Here is a 14853-nt window from a genome sequence, read left to right on the forward strand (position 1 = left end):
CGTCTGATCGCCTTCGGTGGCTTCACCGAAGGCGTGAATCAGTCGCTCGGCAAGGTCGTCTGATCGCCTTCGGTGGCCTCACCGGAGGCGTGAATCAGCCGCTCAATCAAGCCGCCGCGCCCGGCCTTCGCAGCGCCGCCGCCAGCAGCGCCCGCGTGTAGTCATGGCGCGGCGCGTCCAGCACCGCGTCGCGGCTGCCTTCCTCCACGATGCGCCCGTGCTGCATCACCACGATGCGGTCCGCGATTTCCTCGACCACGCCGAGGTCATGCGTCACGAAAAGGCAGGCGAAGCCGCGCCGCCGCTGCTGCTCGCGCAGCAGCCCCAGCACCTGCTTGCGCACCGTGGCGTCCAGCGCGCTCACGGCCTCATCGGCCACCACGAAGGCCGGGTCACGCACCAGGGCGCGGGCGATGGCCACGCGCTGCCGCTGCCCGCCCGAGAGCGCATGCGGGAAGCGCGTGCCGAGGCCGCCCAGCCCTACCTCCTCCAGCAGAGCCTCGGCGCGGCGGTGACGTTCCTCGATCGGCATGCCGCCGGGCAGGCGCAGCGGTTCGGCCACGATGTCGCGCACGCGCATGCGCGGATCGAGCGAGGAATAGGGGTCCTGGAAGACGATCTGGCAGACCAGGCGGAAGTCGAGCAGGGCAGGGCCGGTGCGCGCCGTGACGTCCGTGCCCTGGAACAGCAATTGCCCCCGCTGACCGGCACCAGGCGCAGCATGGCGCGGCCCAGCGTGGTCTTGCCCGAGCCCGAGCCGCCCACCAGCGCCACCACCTCGCCCGGATGGATGGAGAGGGAGACGTTGTCCACCGCCTGGAACATCTCCGCACGCCGGAACAGGGCGCCGCGCTTGGGGTAGGTGACTGAGAGGCCGCGCGCTTCGATCAGCGGCGGCGCGGGCGGCACGGCGCGGGCGGGGCCGCGGCGGGGCAGGGCGTCCACCAGGGCGCGCGTATAGGCCTCGCGCGGGTTGTCGAGCAGGGGCGCGGCGGGGCCTTCCTCCACCGCGCGGCCGTGCTGCATGACCAGCGCGCGGTCGGCGTAGCGGGCCACTAGGCCGAGGTCATGCGTGATGAGCAGCAGCGCCGTGCCCTGCTCGCGCGCGAGGCCGGACATGAGGTCCATCACCTCGGCCTGGGTCAGGCTGTCGAGAGCGGTGGTGGGTTCGTCGGCGATGAGCAGCCGCGGCTTCAGCAGCATGACGGAGGCCAGCATGATCCGCTGCCGCATTCCGCCGGAAAATTCATGCGGATAGGCGGCCAGCCGCGTGGCGGCATCCTTGATGCCCACGCGTTCGAGCATGGCGATGCAGGCCTCGCGCCGCTCCGCGCGGTTCAGGCGTGTGTGGAGGGCAAGGCCTTCCTCCATCTGCGCGCCGATGCGGTGGGCCGGGTTCAGCGAGGTCATCGGCTCCTGGAAGACCATGCCGATGCCCGGGCCGCGCAGGCGGCGCAGGGCGGCGGAACCGGCCTCCAGCGGCGCGCCCTCGAAGCGGATCACCCCGCCATCGGGCGCCAGCCCTGGCGGCAGCAGGCCGATGACGGCGCGGGCCGTGGCGGACTTGCCGGAACCGCTTTCGCCCACCAGCGCCAGCGCCTCGCCGGGCGCGATGCGGAAGGAAAGCCCGTCCACCACGCGGCGGCCGCCGGCGGCGATGGAGAGGCGGTCCACCTCCAGAACGGGGGTCATGCGCGGTCCCTCGGGTCGAGCAGGTCGCGCAGCGCGTCGCCCAGCAGGTTCACGCCCAGCAAGCAGATGGCGATCATGACGCCCGGCGCGATGGAGAGGATGGGCGCGTCCTGCATGAAGGGCCGCGCGGAGGCCAGCATGTTGCCCCATGTCGCCGCCGGCGGCGGCACGCCGAGGCCGAGGAAGGAGAGCGCGCTCTCCGACAGGATCACCCAGCCGAAGAGGGAGGTGGCCAGCACCGTCACGGGTGCGGCGGTGTGCGGCAGCACATGGCGCAGCAGGGTGTAGGCCTCGGAATTGCCCAGCGCGCGCGACGCCTCGACGAATTCCCGCTCGCGGATGGACAGCACCGTGCCGCGCACCACCCGCGCGACCGAGGGCGCGTAGGCCAGCCCCAGTGCCAGCACGATTCCCCAGCGCGACGGCCCCAGCACCGCCAGCAGCCCCAGCGCCAGCAGGATGCCCGGGAAGGCCAGCAGCGTGTCGTTGATGGCGCCCAGGATGCGGTCCGTCCAGCCGCGCAGGAAGCCGCCGGCGAGGCCGATGGCCATGCCCAGCACCAGCGCCACCAGCACGGTGGACGCGGCGACGGTGAGGCTGGTGACGGCGCCCTCCATCAGGCGCGAGACGACGTCGCGGCCGAACTCATCGGTGCCCAGCCAATAGTCGGAGGAAGGCGGCACCAGGCGGCGGCGGAGGTTGGTCCGCACCGGGTCATAGGGCGTCCAGACCAGGGCCGTGGCCGCCACGACGAAGACGAAGCCCAGCAGCGTGCCGCCGATGAGCAAATTGGGGCGCAGCCGCATCTCAGCCCGCCGTCACGCGCGGGTCGAAGACCGGATAGAGCAGGTCCACGATCAAATTCACCACCACATAGATCACCGCGATGAAGAGCATCACGCCCTGGATGACGGGGTAGTCGCGCGCGAAGATGGCCTCCACCAGCAGGCGCCCCAGGCCGGGCAGGGTGAAGACCGTCTCGATCACTGCGATGCCGCCCAGCAGGCTGCCCATGATGAGGCCGATCAGCGTCAGCGTCGGCGCGAAGGCGTTGGGAAAGGCGTGGCGCGCCAGCACGCGCCATTCGGGCACGCCCTTGGCGCGCGCATGGGCGATGTAGTCCAGCCGCAGCACCTCGACGGTGGAGGCGCGCGCCATGCGGATCAGCACGCCCGTCTCGATCAGCGCCAGCGTGACCACCGGCAGGGCGATGTAGTGCAGCGCACCCCAGAAATCCTCGGCGAAGGTGACATAGCCCACCACCGGCACCCAGCCGAGCCACAGCCCGAACACCAGCAGGAAGATCAGGCCCAGCCAGAAGGAGGGGATGGAGAGCAGGAAGGTCGCGGCCGCCACCGCCGCCACATCGCCCCAGGAATTCTGCTTCCACGCCGCCAGCATGCCCAGCGGAACGGCCAGCAGCACCGCGATGCCCACCGAGGCGAAGACGATGGCCGCCGTCACCTGGAAGCGGGCGAGGATGAGCGGCCCCACCGCCTCGCCGCTCGTGATGGAACGCCCGAGATCACCCGCCAGCGCGCGTTCGATCCAGAGGGCGAACTGCACCAGCACCGGCCGGTCCAGCCCATAGGCCAGGCGCAGGTCGGCCACCGCCTCCGGCGTCGCCGCATCGCCCAGGATCACCGTCGCCGGGTCGCCGGGGATGAGGCGCATGAGGAAGAAGACGCTTGCCGCCACCAGCAGCAAGGTGGGCAGGGCGACGAGCAGGCGCTTCAGGACATAGGCGAGCACGTCAGCGTCGCGCCAACCGGACACCCCAGGCGCGCGGCGCGTCCACCGCCCAGCTGCGGAAGCCCTGCACATGGGCGGGCGTCACCGCGTTGTTGGTGGAGGAGTAGAGCGCCACCACCGGCACATCCTCCAGCAACTGGCGGAACATGGATTCGAACAGCGCGATGCGGCGGGCGCGGTCGGTTTCGCGCATGGAATCCTCCAGCATCGCCTGCACCTGCGCGTTGTCCCAGGCCTTGCGCGGCTGGGTGGCCTTGGGGCCGGTGAACATCTCGAAGGAGAGCGAGGGGTCGAGGCGCGCCGAGAAGCCGAAGGCCATCATCTGGTATTCGCCGCGGGTGTAGCGCTGGAGCTGGGTGGCCCATTCCAGCACCTCGAGCTCCAGGTTGATGCCGGCTTCGCGCAGCATGTCCTGGGCGAGGACCGCGATCTCGTAGAAGGCCTCGTAGCGGCGGGTGGTGACGATGCGGATGGGCTGGCCGCGATAGCCGGCCTCCTGCGCCAGGCGCCGCGCGGCGGCCAGGTCCCGCGCCGGCACCTCGGACATGAGCGGCGTGTGGAAGCCCGAACCCACCGGAATGGGCGCGCGGGAGGGGCGCGAGCCACCCTCGGTCAGCGCCCGCACCAGCTCCGGCACGTCCAGCGCCAGGGCAATGGCACGCCGCATCCGCACATCGGACAGCAGCGGGTCCGTCGTCTGCATCAGGATGATCTGCAGGTCGAAGGAGGGCGAGGAATGCACGGTCAGCCCCGGCCGCGCGCGCAGGTCACGCAGGTCCCGCGTGCGGGCATCGGGGAGGATGTCGATGTTGCCGGCCAGCAGGGCCGCGCGGGCCGCGGCGTCATCGGGGATGACGGTGAAGCGCACGCGCTCCACATGCGGCGTCTTGTTGCCGGCCAAGCCGTCGGGCTCGCCGGGCAGGGCGGCGTATTCGGCGAAGCGCTCCAGCTCGATGAACTGGCCGCGGCGCCATTCGCCCAGCCGGAAGGGGCCGGTGCCCACGGGCGCGCGCCAGCTGCCATCGGCGTTCAGGCTGTCGCGGTGGAAAATGCCGGTCTGGCCGCAATCGGTGCGGGCCAGCGTGGTGAGGAACAGCGCGGAGGGGCGTTCCAGGCGCATCACGACGGTTTGCGGGTCCGGCGTCTCGACGGCGGTGATGCGGGTGACGGCACCGTCCAGGTCGCCCCGGCAGCGCCAATTGGTCTCGCGCGCGCGGTAGCGTTCCATGGCGAAGGCGACATCGGCCGAGGTCAGGGGCTGGCCGTTGTGGAAGCGCACGCCCTGGCGCAGCGGAAAGGTGTAGGTGAGGCCGTCCTCGGAGATGTCCACGCGCTCGGCCAGCATGGGCGCCACGGTGGCATCCCCGCGCAGCGCCACCAGGCCCTCCAGCACGTGCCAGACCAGCCCATCGGTGTTGGCGTCACGGTTCACGCCCGGGTCGGTCGAGCGGATATCGGCGTTGAGGCGGATGCGCAGGGTGTCCTGCGCGGCGGCGGGCGTGGCGAGGCCGAGCCCCAGGCTGGCGGCGAGCGCCAGGAATGATGCGCGCAGTCGCATGGACAGACCCCTTTCGTGACCCCTGTTTGGTTCTTCATTTGCAGAAAATACCAAGATGGCGGTAAACACAAGCGCGATGATTCCGGCCACACCCCTCCACCACGAACTGGCCCGCGCCGCCCGGGCGCTGTTTCTGGCCGAGGCCACGCCGCCCGGCACCCCTGTCACCGAGGCCGCGCTGGCGGCACGGCTCTCCGTCTCGCGCACCCCGTTGCGCGCCGCGCTGCGCCTGCTGGAACAGGCGGGCATCACGCGGCGCGAGGGCCGCGCGACCCTGCTGGCCGACCCCACGCGCGACCTGCCCGAGGACACCACGCGCGACCCCGCCGAGACGCTGGCCGCCGAGATGGTCCGCGCCCATGGCGAGGGCACCTTGCAGGACCCGCTGCGCGAGGCCGACCTGATGCGCCATTTCGCCCAGCCCCGCGGCGTGGTGGCCCGCGCGCTGGGGCAGTTGGCGAAGCTCGGCATGGTGGCGCGCAACCCGGCGCAGGGCTGGCATTTCGCGCCGGGCCTGACCTCGGCCGAGGACCGCGCGGCGGCGCAGCGCTTCCGCCTGGTGCTGGAACCCGCGGCACTGCTGGAACCGGGCTATCGCCTCGACCCCGGCTTCGCGCGGAGCATGCGCGCCGGGCATGAGGCGGTGCTGGCGCGCCCCTGGCAGGACCGCCACGCGGTGGGCTTCTTCGAGATGAACGCGGCCTTCCATTCCGGCCTGGCGGCCGGCAGCGGCAACCGCTTCTTCGTGGATGCGGTGGAGGCGCAGAATCGCCTGCGCGCGCTGCGCAACGCCGATTGGCGCTTCGGCGAGGAACGCGCCCATGCCTCCTGCCGCGAACATCTGCGCGTGCTGGACGCGCTGGAGGCCGGCAGCCCGCCCCGCGCCGCCGCCCTGCTGGTGGAACATCTGGTGAGCGCGGGGATATGAGGGCGCAGAACTCGCTCTGGGAAGCGACGGCCGAGCCCCCGCCGGAACTGTCCCCGCTGGAAGGCGCGGCGGAGGCGGAGGTCGCCATCGTGGGCGCGGGGTTCTCCGGCCTCTCCACCGCGCTGGCGCTGGCCGAGCGTGGCGTCTCCGTCACGGTGCTGGAGGCGGTGGCGCCGGGCGCCGCGGCCTCGGGCGCCAATGGCGGCCAGGTGATCCCGGGGCTGCGGCATTTCGTGGAGGACCTCATCGCCGAATATGGCGAGACCCTGGGCCGCCGCCTGCACGAGCACGGCGCGCGCGACGCGGACGCGACCTTCGCGCTGATCGAACGCCACGGCATCTCCTGCGAGGCAGTTCGTAATGGCTGGCTGCAGGTGGCCGATAGCGCGACCGAACTCGCCGCCTGCCAGCAGCGCGCCCGCGCCTGGGCCGAGTGGGGCGCGCCCGCCCGTCCGTTGGACGCCGAGGAGGTGCGCGCCATCACCGGCGCGGAGGGCTATCTGGGCGGCTGGATGGATCTACGCGGCGGCACGGTGCAGCCGCTCTCCCTGGCGCGCGGGTTGGCGCGGGCGGCGCTTGCGGCGGGGGCGCGCATCCATGCGCCTTCGCGCGTGACCGGCATTGCGCCGGACGGGCGCGACTGGCGCCTGTCCACCGCCACGGGCCATCTGCGGGCCCGCCGCGTGCTGCTGGCCACCAATGCCACGGGCGGTGCGCTCTGGCCGGGGCTGGCCGCCACCATGATCCCGGTCTGGTCCTTCCAGACCGCGACCGCGCCCTTGCCGGAAGGCAGCCCGGTGCTGCCTGGTCACCAGGCCGTCTCCGACACGCGGCGCGTGCTGCGCTACTGGCGGCGCGACGCGGCCGGGCGGCTGGTGGTGGGCGGCAAGGGCACGCTGCGCCCGCCGCGCGGCCCGCATTCCTTCGGCGTGCCGGAGCGGATGCGCGCGCGCCTCTACCCCGCCCTGCCGGATGTGCCGCCCCAATACTGGTGGGGCGGGCAGGTGGCCGTGACGCTGGACCGCCTGCCGCGCCTGTTCGCCTTGGCCAATGGCGTCTTCGCCACGGTGCAGTGCAATGGCAAGGGGGTGGGTTGGTGCACCGCCTCCGGCCCCGCCTTCGCCGATTTGCTGACGGGGGTGGATGCGCGCGACCTGCCGTTGCCGCCCGTCACTCCGCTGCGCCCCATTCCCCTTCACCCGCTGCGCACGCTCTATGCCATGGCCGGATCGCTCTGGTTCCGGGCACGCGATGCGCTCGACCGCGCGAGGCCCGCCGCATGAACCTGATCCGCAACACGCCCGAGCCCGAGGAGGGCTTCTGGCTGCCCTTCACCGCCATGCGCGCCTTCCACGAGGCGCCCGTGCTGTTCGAGCGCGCGGAGGGCATGCACTACATCACCCCCGACGGGCGCCGCGTGCTGGACATGATGGCGGGGCTCTGGTGCGTGAACGCCGGCCATGCGCATCCGCGCGTGACGGAAGCGATCCGCGAGGCAGCGGGCAAGCTCGACTTCGTCTCCTCCTTCCGCATGTCCCACCCGGCGGCCTTCACCTTCGCGCGCCGCCTGCTGGACGCCGTGCCGATGATGGGGCGGGCCTTCTTCTCCAATTCGGGGTCGGAGGCGGTGGACACGGCGCTGAAGATCGCGCGCGCCTACCATCGCGCGCGGGGCGATGCGGGGCGGACCAAGTTCATCGGGCGCGCCAAATCCTATCACGGGGTGGGGTTCGGCGGGCTGTCGGTGGGCGGCATCGCGCGGCACAAGAAGGAATTCGGGCCGCTGCTGGCGGACGTGTTCCACATGCCGCTGCCGCATGACCCGGCGCAATCCTTCCTGACCGAACGCCCGGCGGAGAATCCGCGCTGGATGGCCGCGCTGGAGGAGATTCTCTTCGTGCAGGACCCGAGCACGGTCGCCGCCATCATCGTGGAGCCGGTGACGGGTTCGGGCGGCGTCTATCCGCCGCCGTTGGGCTATTTGGAGGGGCTGCGCGCCATCTGCGACCGCCACGGCATCCTGCTGATCTTCGATGAGGTCATCACCGGCTTCGGGCGGCTGGGCGCCTGCACGGCCAGCGAGGCGCTGGGCGTGACGCCCGACATCATCACCATGGCCAAGGGCCTGACCAACGGGGCGGTGCCCATGGGCGCCACGCTGGTGACGCAGGCGGTGTTCGACGCCTTCATGGCGCATCCGCGCGGCGCGCCGGAATTCCTGCACGGCTACACCTATTCGGCGCATCCGCTCGCCTGCGCGGCGGGGATGGCGACGCTGGACGCCTACCAGCAGGAGGGGATGTTCGAGGCCTCGGCGCGCATCGCCGCCCCCTTCCGCGACGCGCTGCTGGCGCTGCGCGGCGCGCCGCATGTGGTGGATGTGCGCTGCTGCGGGCTGCTGGCGGCGGTGGACCTCGCCCCCCGCGCGGACGCACCCGGCGCGCGCGGCGCGGAGGTGGCGGACCATTGCCTCGCCGCCGGCGTGCTGGTGCGCGCGGCGGGCGACATGATGGTGCTCTCGCCGCCGCTGGTGGTGAGCGAGGACCAGGTGGCGCAGACGGTGCAGGCGCTGCGCCAGGCCCTGGCCGCGACCGCCTGACTATTCGGCCGCCCGCGCCACCTTCGCCGGGTCCAGGCTGTAGCTCGTGAACTGCCGGTTCAGCGCCGGCAGGGGCGCGATTTCCATATGCCCCTCGGCGGGCTTCATCAGGATCATCGCCACCGTCGCCGAGAGGTTCCCGCCCAGATTCATCCGCGGCGGGCGGCACACGGACCAGGGCGTCTGCCAGTCGTCGAAGAAGGCCGCGCGCAGGTCTTCCAGAGTCAGCTTGCCGCGCTTCGCCTCCAGCGCCGCGCGCACGCGGCGGTCGCGGTAGACACTGTCCGGCGTGGTGGCGATGCCGGTGTCGCGCAGCTTGGACAGCGCCACGGGCGAACGCCAATTGTTGGCGTGAACGAGGATGCCGCCCTCAGCCTCCAGCAGGAAGCTCTCATCGGGCGCGCATTCGATGTCGAGGCCCCAGCCCGAGCCATGCGACAGCATGACGTTGTTGGAGGCCGATTTCGGCGTGGCGTAGACCGTCTTCACCGCCAGGGCCACATGCTCCTGCTCCAGCACCTTGCGGCGCAGCAGCGAGAGGGGGATGCCGTCCGTCTTGTAGTCGCGGTCGCTCTCCAGGTAGTTGGCCGTGATGGCGATGCCGGCCGCGTTCAACCCGGCGCGGGACAGGCCGCCGGCCTCGACGAAGGTCAGGATGTCCGGCCCGTCCTCGCGGCGGATGCGCAGCACCACGCCCGTCTCGGCGCATTCGCTCTTCCAGTCCCAGTTCTGGCCATGGATCAGGCTTCCATCGGCCGTGGCCTCGGGCAGGAGGATGGCGCCGGTGCAGCCATCCGGGTCGGCCTCGGGCAGCAGGCCGCGCTTGGCGAGCTGCAGGATTTCGGTGCGGCAGTTCAGCAGCATCACATCCTCGAAGGCCACCTCGGCGCCCTTCGCGATGCCGCGCATCTCGGCCACGTAGTCGGCGTCGAAATTCTCCACGCGGGGCGTGAAGGCGCGGGCCAGCCGGTGGATCTTCGCCCCGTCCAGCCCGCCCGCCGAAAGCTGGGAATGGTAGTGGCCGATGGAGCGCTTCACCCGCTCCGCCGCCTGGCGCCCATAGGAGAGGCCGCGCGCCTCGGCGCCGCCCGAGACCTCATAGAGGGGGAAGGGGGGCGGGATGGGGTGGGTCATGGTTTTCCCTCGCGATCAAATACCGACGCCGCAAGGTGCCATGCCGGGGCCGCCAGGACCAGCCCGGCCCTTGCCTTGCGCGCCATTCTGCCCCCCATGTTGCGGGGCACAGCCCAGCAGGAACCTCCGCGATGCGCGTCCCCGTCCCGCACCCCCGCCCCGGCATCATCGGCGAGAACCGCACGATGCTGACGCCGCATTACTGCGTCTTCCCGCCCGAGGGCATCATGGACAGCGTGCTGCCCGGCTGGCCCGGCTGCATCATCCGCTTCCAGACCTCGCCCGCCATGGGGGCGCGCTTCGCCCAGGCCCTGCTGATCATGCCCGGCGGCGCCGGGACGGATGCGCCGGTGGACAACGGCCTGGAACACTTCTTCTACGTCCAGAAGGGAAGCATGACCGTGAAGGTCGGCGGGCGAGAGACCGCGCTGCCGCCCGGCGGCTATGTCTATGTGCCGGCCGGTACGCCCTTCACGCTGAACAACCTGGGCGGCGAGGAAGCCCGCGCCCTCTGGGTCAAGCGCCCCTACCAACCCGCGCCCGGCGTGCCCGCGCCCGGCGTCATCCTGGGCCATCGGAACGACGCCCGGCGCGAGGACAACGGCCCGCGCTGGCGCTACTTCCTGCTCGAGACGCGCAACATGCCCATGGATTTCGAGATGAACATCATGTGCTTCGCCCCGGGCGCGCATTTCTGGTGCATCGAGACGCATATCATGGAGCACGGCATGGTGATGCTGCAGGGCCAGGCGTTGCAGCTGCTCGGCCGCGACTGGCACGAGCTGTGGGAAGGGGACTTCGTCTGGATGGGCCCCTATGTCCCGCAGCAGATCTACGCCGTGGGGAACACGGATGTGGAATATCTGCTCTACAAGGACGTGAACCGCGACGTGACCTTCGGGTGAGTGAAGGGGGGCGTCACGCCCCCCAACCCATCACATCGGCCGCGCCGACATGTTCCGCTCGCGCGAGGTGGCCGCCGTCAGCGCGCGGCGGATTTCCTGCTCGCACTTGGCGAGTTCGGCCTCCGCCGTGCGGCGCTGGGCCTTGGCCTCGTCGGCGATGCGCAGGCTGTCCTCGATGGTGCCGACCAGGGCGGCATTGGCCTGCTTCACCGCCTCGATGTCGAAGGTGCCGCGCTCCAGCTCCTTGCGCGCTTCCGCATTGCCGGAGCGCAGCGTCTCGGCATTGGCGACCAGCAGCTTGTTCGTGAGGTCGGTGGCCGTCTTCACCGCCTGGCCCGCCTGGCGCATGCGGTGGATGGCCAGCGCCTGGGCCAGCTGCTGGCGCCAGAGCGGCACCGTATTGGCCAGCACCGACTGGATCTTGGAGGCCAGCGCCTTGTCGTTTTCCTGGATCAGCCGGATCGAGGGCAGGGCCTGCATCGCCACCTGGCGCGTCAGGCGCAGATCATGCACCCGCCGCTCCAGCTCATCGCGCGAGGCGCGGGCGTCGCGCAGCTGCTGGGGGGCGAGGGGCTTTTCCGGGTCCTCGGCCTCGGCTTCCAGGCGCGGGATCATCTCCTCGTCGGTCTGGCGCAGCACCATCTCGCCGGCGGCGATATGGTCGGCGAGCGCATGGAACCAGTCCAGCGTGGCCACATAGAGGCGTTCCAGCCGCTCCACATCCTCCAGCAGCTTGGTGCGGTGGGTGTCGAGCTTGTCGCCGATGGCCTCGATCTGCCCGCGCACGCCCTCGTATTTCTGGGTGATGGCCGTCACCTCGGCGCCGGCGCGGGTGAAGACGCGCTGGAAGAAGCTGGGCTTCTCGGCCAGCGTGGTCACGTCGAAGCCCTTCAGCGCCGTCAGCATGGAGGAGAGGGTCTGCCCCGCCTCGCCCGTCTCGCGGTTCTGGGCACCTTCCAGCATGGCGTCGGCGGCCGCCTGGGCGCGGGACTGCGCGGCGGCGCCGAAACGCAGGATGGTGCCCGGGTCCTTCAGCGAGATGGCGCTGGCGAGGCGGGTGATCTCCTCCTGCCGCGCGGGTTCGATTTCGTTCATAGGCCCTCCTGGCGCAGCCGGTCCGACAGCACCTTCACTTGGATATCCAGCGCCTGGCTTTCCACCTGGCGCAGTTCGCCGCGCAGGCGGTGGGCGGAGGCGGTCAGGTCACGCAGCAATTGCGGCAGGGTCTCGGGCGGTTCGGCGCCCGCTTCCAGCCGTTCGACGATCCGCACCAGCCCGTCCAGGTGCACGGCCAGGAAGCGCCGTGCCTCGTGCAGTTGGGCCGGGCGGGCGGCGAGGTCATCCACCACGCCCTGCATGGCGGAGGCGGCCTCCAGCAGCAGGGGCGCATGGGGCAAAGGCGGGGCGGCGGCGCGGATGCGGGCGATCTGCGCGCGCGGGCCCACCAGCGAGGCGGCCTCGGGCGAAGGGGGTGGTGCGGGCTGCGGCGGTGGCGGGGGCAGGGGCTCGTGCGCCGCCATGTCGGCCGTCAGCAGCCGCACGCCGAAGAAGGTGCCGAAGCCCATGGCGACGGCGATGGGCGGAAAGATCTTGGCGGCCAGCCCCGCGGTCAGCCCCGCGGCCACACCCATCAGGATGGCGCCGGCGCGCAGGTCGCCGGGGCCGCCACGGGCCATGCGGGCGGCACCCATCCAGGCCAGCGCCACGCCCAGGATGCCGCCGACCAGCTGGCTGGCGTTGCCGCGCAGGATTTCGATGGGGATGTCGAAGGCCAGCGGCCAGAGGAAGAGCGGCAGCAGCCAGACCCGCCAGCCGAAGATGGGGCCAGGGCGTTCCGTGCGCTCCTCGCGCCGTTCCCCGCGGCGCTGGGCCTTCCAACCGCGCTTGTAGTCCTTCCAGGCGCGCTTTCGGTCTTCCCAATCCTGTTGCGCGCCCATCAGCGGAACAGCGCGGCGAAGGCCGGCAGCCACATGCAGAAGGCGAGCAGGGTGAAGCCGAGCACCAGCCGCACGGGCAGCGGCGCCGAGGCGAAGGGGATGGGTGGGCGCGGCTTGTCCATGCGGCGCAAGTTGGGCCTTGCCGGGTGGCGCTGCAAGCGTGGGGAGCACATCCTCATGTGAGCAATGTAAACATTGCCTGTGGCGGTTTCAAGGCGGCGTGGGCGAGAGTTCGGCGATCAAGCGCGGGATGTTTTCGCGGAAGGGGAAGAAGCCCCGCCGGGCCAGCGGCCAGCAGGCCGCATCCCACGGCCGGCGACAGCGGTGCAGGGTGATTCCGTGCGCGGCCAATGCCGGGCGCAGCGCCTCCAGCGTATCGGCCGTCTCGCCAATGGCGGGCTCGGGGGCCAGCACGGCGCGGGCACCCGTGTAGGCGGCCCATTCGGCGATGGCATCGGGTGGCAGCACCTCGCCCTCCAGTCCGAAGCGAGCGGTGGCGCGGGCCAGCCCGTCATCCAGCGCGGCGAGGGTGAAGGCCTGGGCGGCCTCCGCGCGGGGCTCCGGCGCCAGGGCCGCCAGCGCCACGACGCGGCAGGCCGGCAGGCTTTCCGGGTGCAGGTCCTCCTCATGCAGCAGCAGCGCCACCGGGCCTTCGGGGAGCAGGTCGGCGGGGGCCAGGGGGCGCGCGGAGGGCGGCGGCGGTTCGTCCAGCGGCGCCGCGTCCTCGTCCAACTGCCCGCGCGGGTCGAAGCGGCCTTCCGTGTGGCGCACGATGTTCTCGGCCCGTGCCAGGTAGTGCTTCCCCGGCGTCTGGATGCCCGCCACCCAGCGCCAGGACAGCGTGTTGGACGCCGCATCCGCATCCTTCAGATGGTGGCGGAAGAACTCGGCGCCGAGCGGCCAGGGCAGGCGCAGCGTGAAGATCCAGATGCTGGCGAACCACATGCGCGCGTGGTTGTGCAGCCAGCCGGTCTCGACCAGTTCCCGCGCCCAGGCGTCGAAGCATGCGATACCCGTGGCGCCGGCCATGGCCTGTTCCACCGCGCGGCGGCGGCCGCCCTGGGTGAGCAGCGTCGCCTGTTCCTCCGCGACGCGCGCGCGGTAATCGGCCCACATCGTGGGCCGCAACTGAAGAAAGCCCTTCCAGTAGCTGCGCCAGAAGACCTCCTGGATGAATTTTTCCGCGGCCACTGGGCCGTGATGCGTGAGGGCGGTGCCGACCAGCTCGCTCTCCAGCAGCAGCCGGTGCCGGACATGCGCCGACAGCAGCGACACATCCCGCCGCGCCCCCGGGCCCGGATCGGTGTTGCGGCCGGAGGCGTAGTGCCTCCCCATGCGCGGGGCGAATTCGGTCAGGCGGCGCAGCCCATCGGCGCGGCTCGGGGCGGGGAGGTCGGACATGGCGCCGAATTGGCCCCGCTTCATCGCGCGGCAAGCCACCGCGTGCTAACCGGCGCGCATGTGGAAACGCCGTGCCCTCATCGCCGCCGGCCTGGCTGGCGCCGCGCCCGCGGCCTATGGCTTCGGCGTCGAACCCTATTGGGGGCCGCGCGTGGCGCGCTACCGGCTGTCACCGCCAGGCTGGCCGGTGGGCCGCCCGCTGCGGATCGCCGCGCTGGCCGATCTGCACGCCGGCGCGCCGGCCATGACGCTGGAGCGCATCGCCACCATCGTCGCCACCACCAATGCGGAGGCGCCGGACCTGGTCGTGCTGCTGGGCGATTATGGGCCGAACACGCCCCTGATCCGTCCACCCTATCCCCAGGCCGAGGTCTGCGCCCTGCTGGCCGGGCTGCGCGCGCCGCTGGGTCGCTACGCCATCGCCGGCAACCATGACTGGTGGGAGGATGAGGCCGCGATGGCGCGCCGCCGCGGCCCGCTGCTGTGGATGGAGGCCTTGGCGGAGGCGGGCTTCACACCGCTGCAGAACCGCGCCCTGCGCCTGGAGCCGGGCTTCTGGCTGGCCGGGCTGGACAGCCAGATCGCCTTCCTGCCGCTGCCCTGGCGGCCGCATCGTGGGGCTGACGACCTGGGCGCGACGCTGGCGCAGGTGACGGACGACGCCCCCGTGGTTCTGCTGGCGCATGAGCCCGACATCTTCGCGGCGGGCACGGCGCGGGTGGCGGTGCAGCTCTCGGGCCACACCCATGGCGGGCAGATCAGGCTGCTGGGCTGGTCGCCGCGCGTGCCCTCGCGCTACGGCAACCGCTACGCCTATGGGCATGTGCGCGAGGGCGGGCGGGATTTGGTGGTCTCCGGCGGGCTCGGCACCTCCACCCTTCCGGTGCGGCTGGGCGTGCCGCCGGAAGTGGTGGTGGTGGAGCTGGCCCGCGCCTGATCCGCGGCGG

General features: G+C 71.8%; 13 protein-coding genes and 1 pseudogene. 5 read left to right on the forward strand and 9 right to left on the reverse strand.

The genetic code is table 11. The features are described from left to right. Nucleotides 1–106: 106 nt before the first annotated feature. The 4 genes and pseudogenes from ICW72_RS21365 to ICW72_RS16725 all read right to left on the reverse strand — a co-directional run bounded on the left by ICW72_RS21365 (nucleotide 107) and on the right by ICW72_RS16725 (nucleotide 5002). A pseudogene (locus ICW72_RS21365) lies at nucleotides 107–1692 on the reverse strand (dipeptide ABC transporter ATP-binding protein). Further along, nucleotides 1689–2498: an ABC transporter permease gene (locus ICW72_RS16715; RefSeq protein ID WP_191083744.1), complete on the reverse strand. Its 810-nt coding sequence runs from the start codon at nucleotides 2496–2498 to the stop codon at nucleotides 1689–1691. The pseudogene ICW72_RS21365 and the gene ICW72_RS16715 overlap by 4 nt, the downstream one beginning before the upstream one ends. A 1-nt stretch (nucleotide 2499) precedes the next feature. After that, entirely contained in the window at nucleotides 2500–3444 is a 945-nt protein-coding gene (locus ICW72_RS16720; protein ID WP_191083745.1) for an ABC transporter permease, read from the reverse strand. 1 nt (nucleotide 3445) lies between these two features. After that, the gene (locus tag ICW72_RS16725) at nucleotides 3446–5002 is read right to left on the reverse strand and encodes an ABC transporter substrate-binding protein (RefSeq protein ID WP_191083746.1); all 1557 of its coding nucleotides are present in this window, start codon (nucleotides 5000–5002) and stop codon (nucleotides 3446–3448) included. Between the two features lie 76 nt (nucleotides 5003–5078). On the opposite strand from ICW72_RS16725, the gene ICW72_RS16730 reads away from it, so the two are divergent. From ICW72_RS16730 to ICW72_RS16740, 3 genes are read left to right on the forward strand one after another with little or no spacing between them, the layout of a single operon-like run. After that, a complete protein-coding gene (locus tag ICW72_RS16730) occupies nucleotides 5079–5930 on the forward strand; it encodes a GntR family transcriptional regulator (protein WP_191083747.1) in 852 nt (283 codons plus the stop codon). Further along, nucleotides 5927–7213: an NAD(P)/FAD-dependent oxidoreductase gene (locus ICW72_RS16735; RefSeq protein WP_191083748.1), complete on the forward strand. Its 1287-nt coding sequence runs from the start codon at nucleotides 5927–5929 to the stop codon at nucleotides 7211–7213. The genes ICW72_RS16730 and ICW72_RS16735 overlap by 4 nt, the downstream gene beginning before the upstream one ends. Beyond that, a complete protein-coding gene (locus ICW72_RS16740; RefSeq protein WP_191083749.1) occupies nucleotides 7210–8529 on the forward strand; it encodes an aminotransferase class III-fold pyridoxal phosphate-dependent enzyme in 1320 nt (439 codons plus the stop codon). The genes ICW72_RS16735 and ICW72_RS16740 overlap by 4 nt, the downstream gene beginning before the upstream one ends. On the opposite strand, the gene ICW72_RS16745 is transcribed toward ICW72_RS16740, so the two are convergent. Next, nucleotides 8530–9663, reverse strand: coding sequence for a C45 family autoproteolytic acyltransferase/hydolase (locus tag ICW72_RS16745; protein ID WP_223880643.1), 1134 nt, complete (start codon nucleotides 9661–9663; stop codon nucleotides 8530–8532). 131 nt (nucleotides 9664–9794) lie between these two features. Between ICW72_RS16745 and allE the strand changes: the two genes are divergently transcribed. Continuing rightward, entirely contained in the window at nucleotides 9795–10568 is a 774-nt protein-coding gene (allE, locus tag ICW72_RS16750) for a (S)-ureidoglycine aminohydrolase (protein ID WP_191083750.1), read from the forward strand. 30 nt (nucleotides 10569–10598) lie between these two features. On the opposite strand, the gene ICW72_RS16755 is transcribed toward allE, so the two are convergent. From ICW72_RS16755 to ICW72_RS16765, 4 genes are all read right to left on the reverse strand, one after another. Further along, entirely contained in the window at nucleotides 10599–11663 is a 1065-nt protein-coding gene (locus ICW72_RS16755; RefSeq protein WP_191083751.1) for a toxic anion resistance protein, read from the reverse strand. Then, nucleotides 11660–12505: a hypothetical protein gene (locus tag ICW72_RS16760; protein ID WP_191083752.1), complete on the reverse strand. Its 846-nt coding sequence runs from the start codon at nucleotides 12503–12505 to the stop codon at nucleotides 11660–11662. The genes ICW72_RS16755 and ICW72_RS16760 overlap by 4 nt, the downstream gene beginning before the upstream one ends. Then, complete coding sequence (locus ICW72_RS21125) at nucleotides 12505–12627, reverse strand: hypothetical protein (RefSeq protein ID WP_269749822.1); 123 nt, start codon at nucleotides 12625–12627, stop codon at nucleotides 12505–12507. The genes ICW72_RS16760 and ICW72_RS21125 overlap by 1 nt, the downstream gene beginning before the upstream one ends. Before the next feature lie 88 nt (nucleotides 12628–12715). Continuing rightward, nucleotides 12716–13906, reverse strand: coding sequence for an FAD-binding domain-containing protein (locus ICW72_RS16765; RefSeq protein ID WP_191083753.1), 1191 nt, complete (start codon nucleotides 13904–13906; stop codon nucleotides 12716–12718). Between the two features lie 58 nt (nucleotides 13907–13964). Here ICW72_RS16765 and ICW72_RS16770 point away from each other — a divergent pair, with 58 nt between their 5' ends. Further along, complete coding sequence (locus ICW72_RS16770; protein WP_191083754.1) at nucleotides 13965–14843, forward strand: metallophosphoesterase; 879 nt, start codon at nucleotides 13965–13967, stop codon at nucleotides 14841–14843. The last annotated feature ends 10 nt before the right edge of the window (nucleotides 14844–14853 follow it).

Source organism: Roseococcus microcysteis, assembly GCF_014764365.1.
In the GTDB taxonomy this organism is placed as follows: Bacteria; Pseudomonadota; Alphaproteobacteria; order Acetobacterales; family Acetobacteraceae; genus Roseococcus; species Roseococcus microcysteis.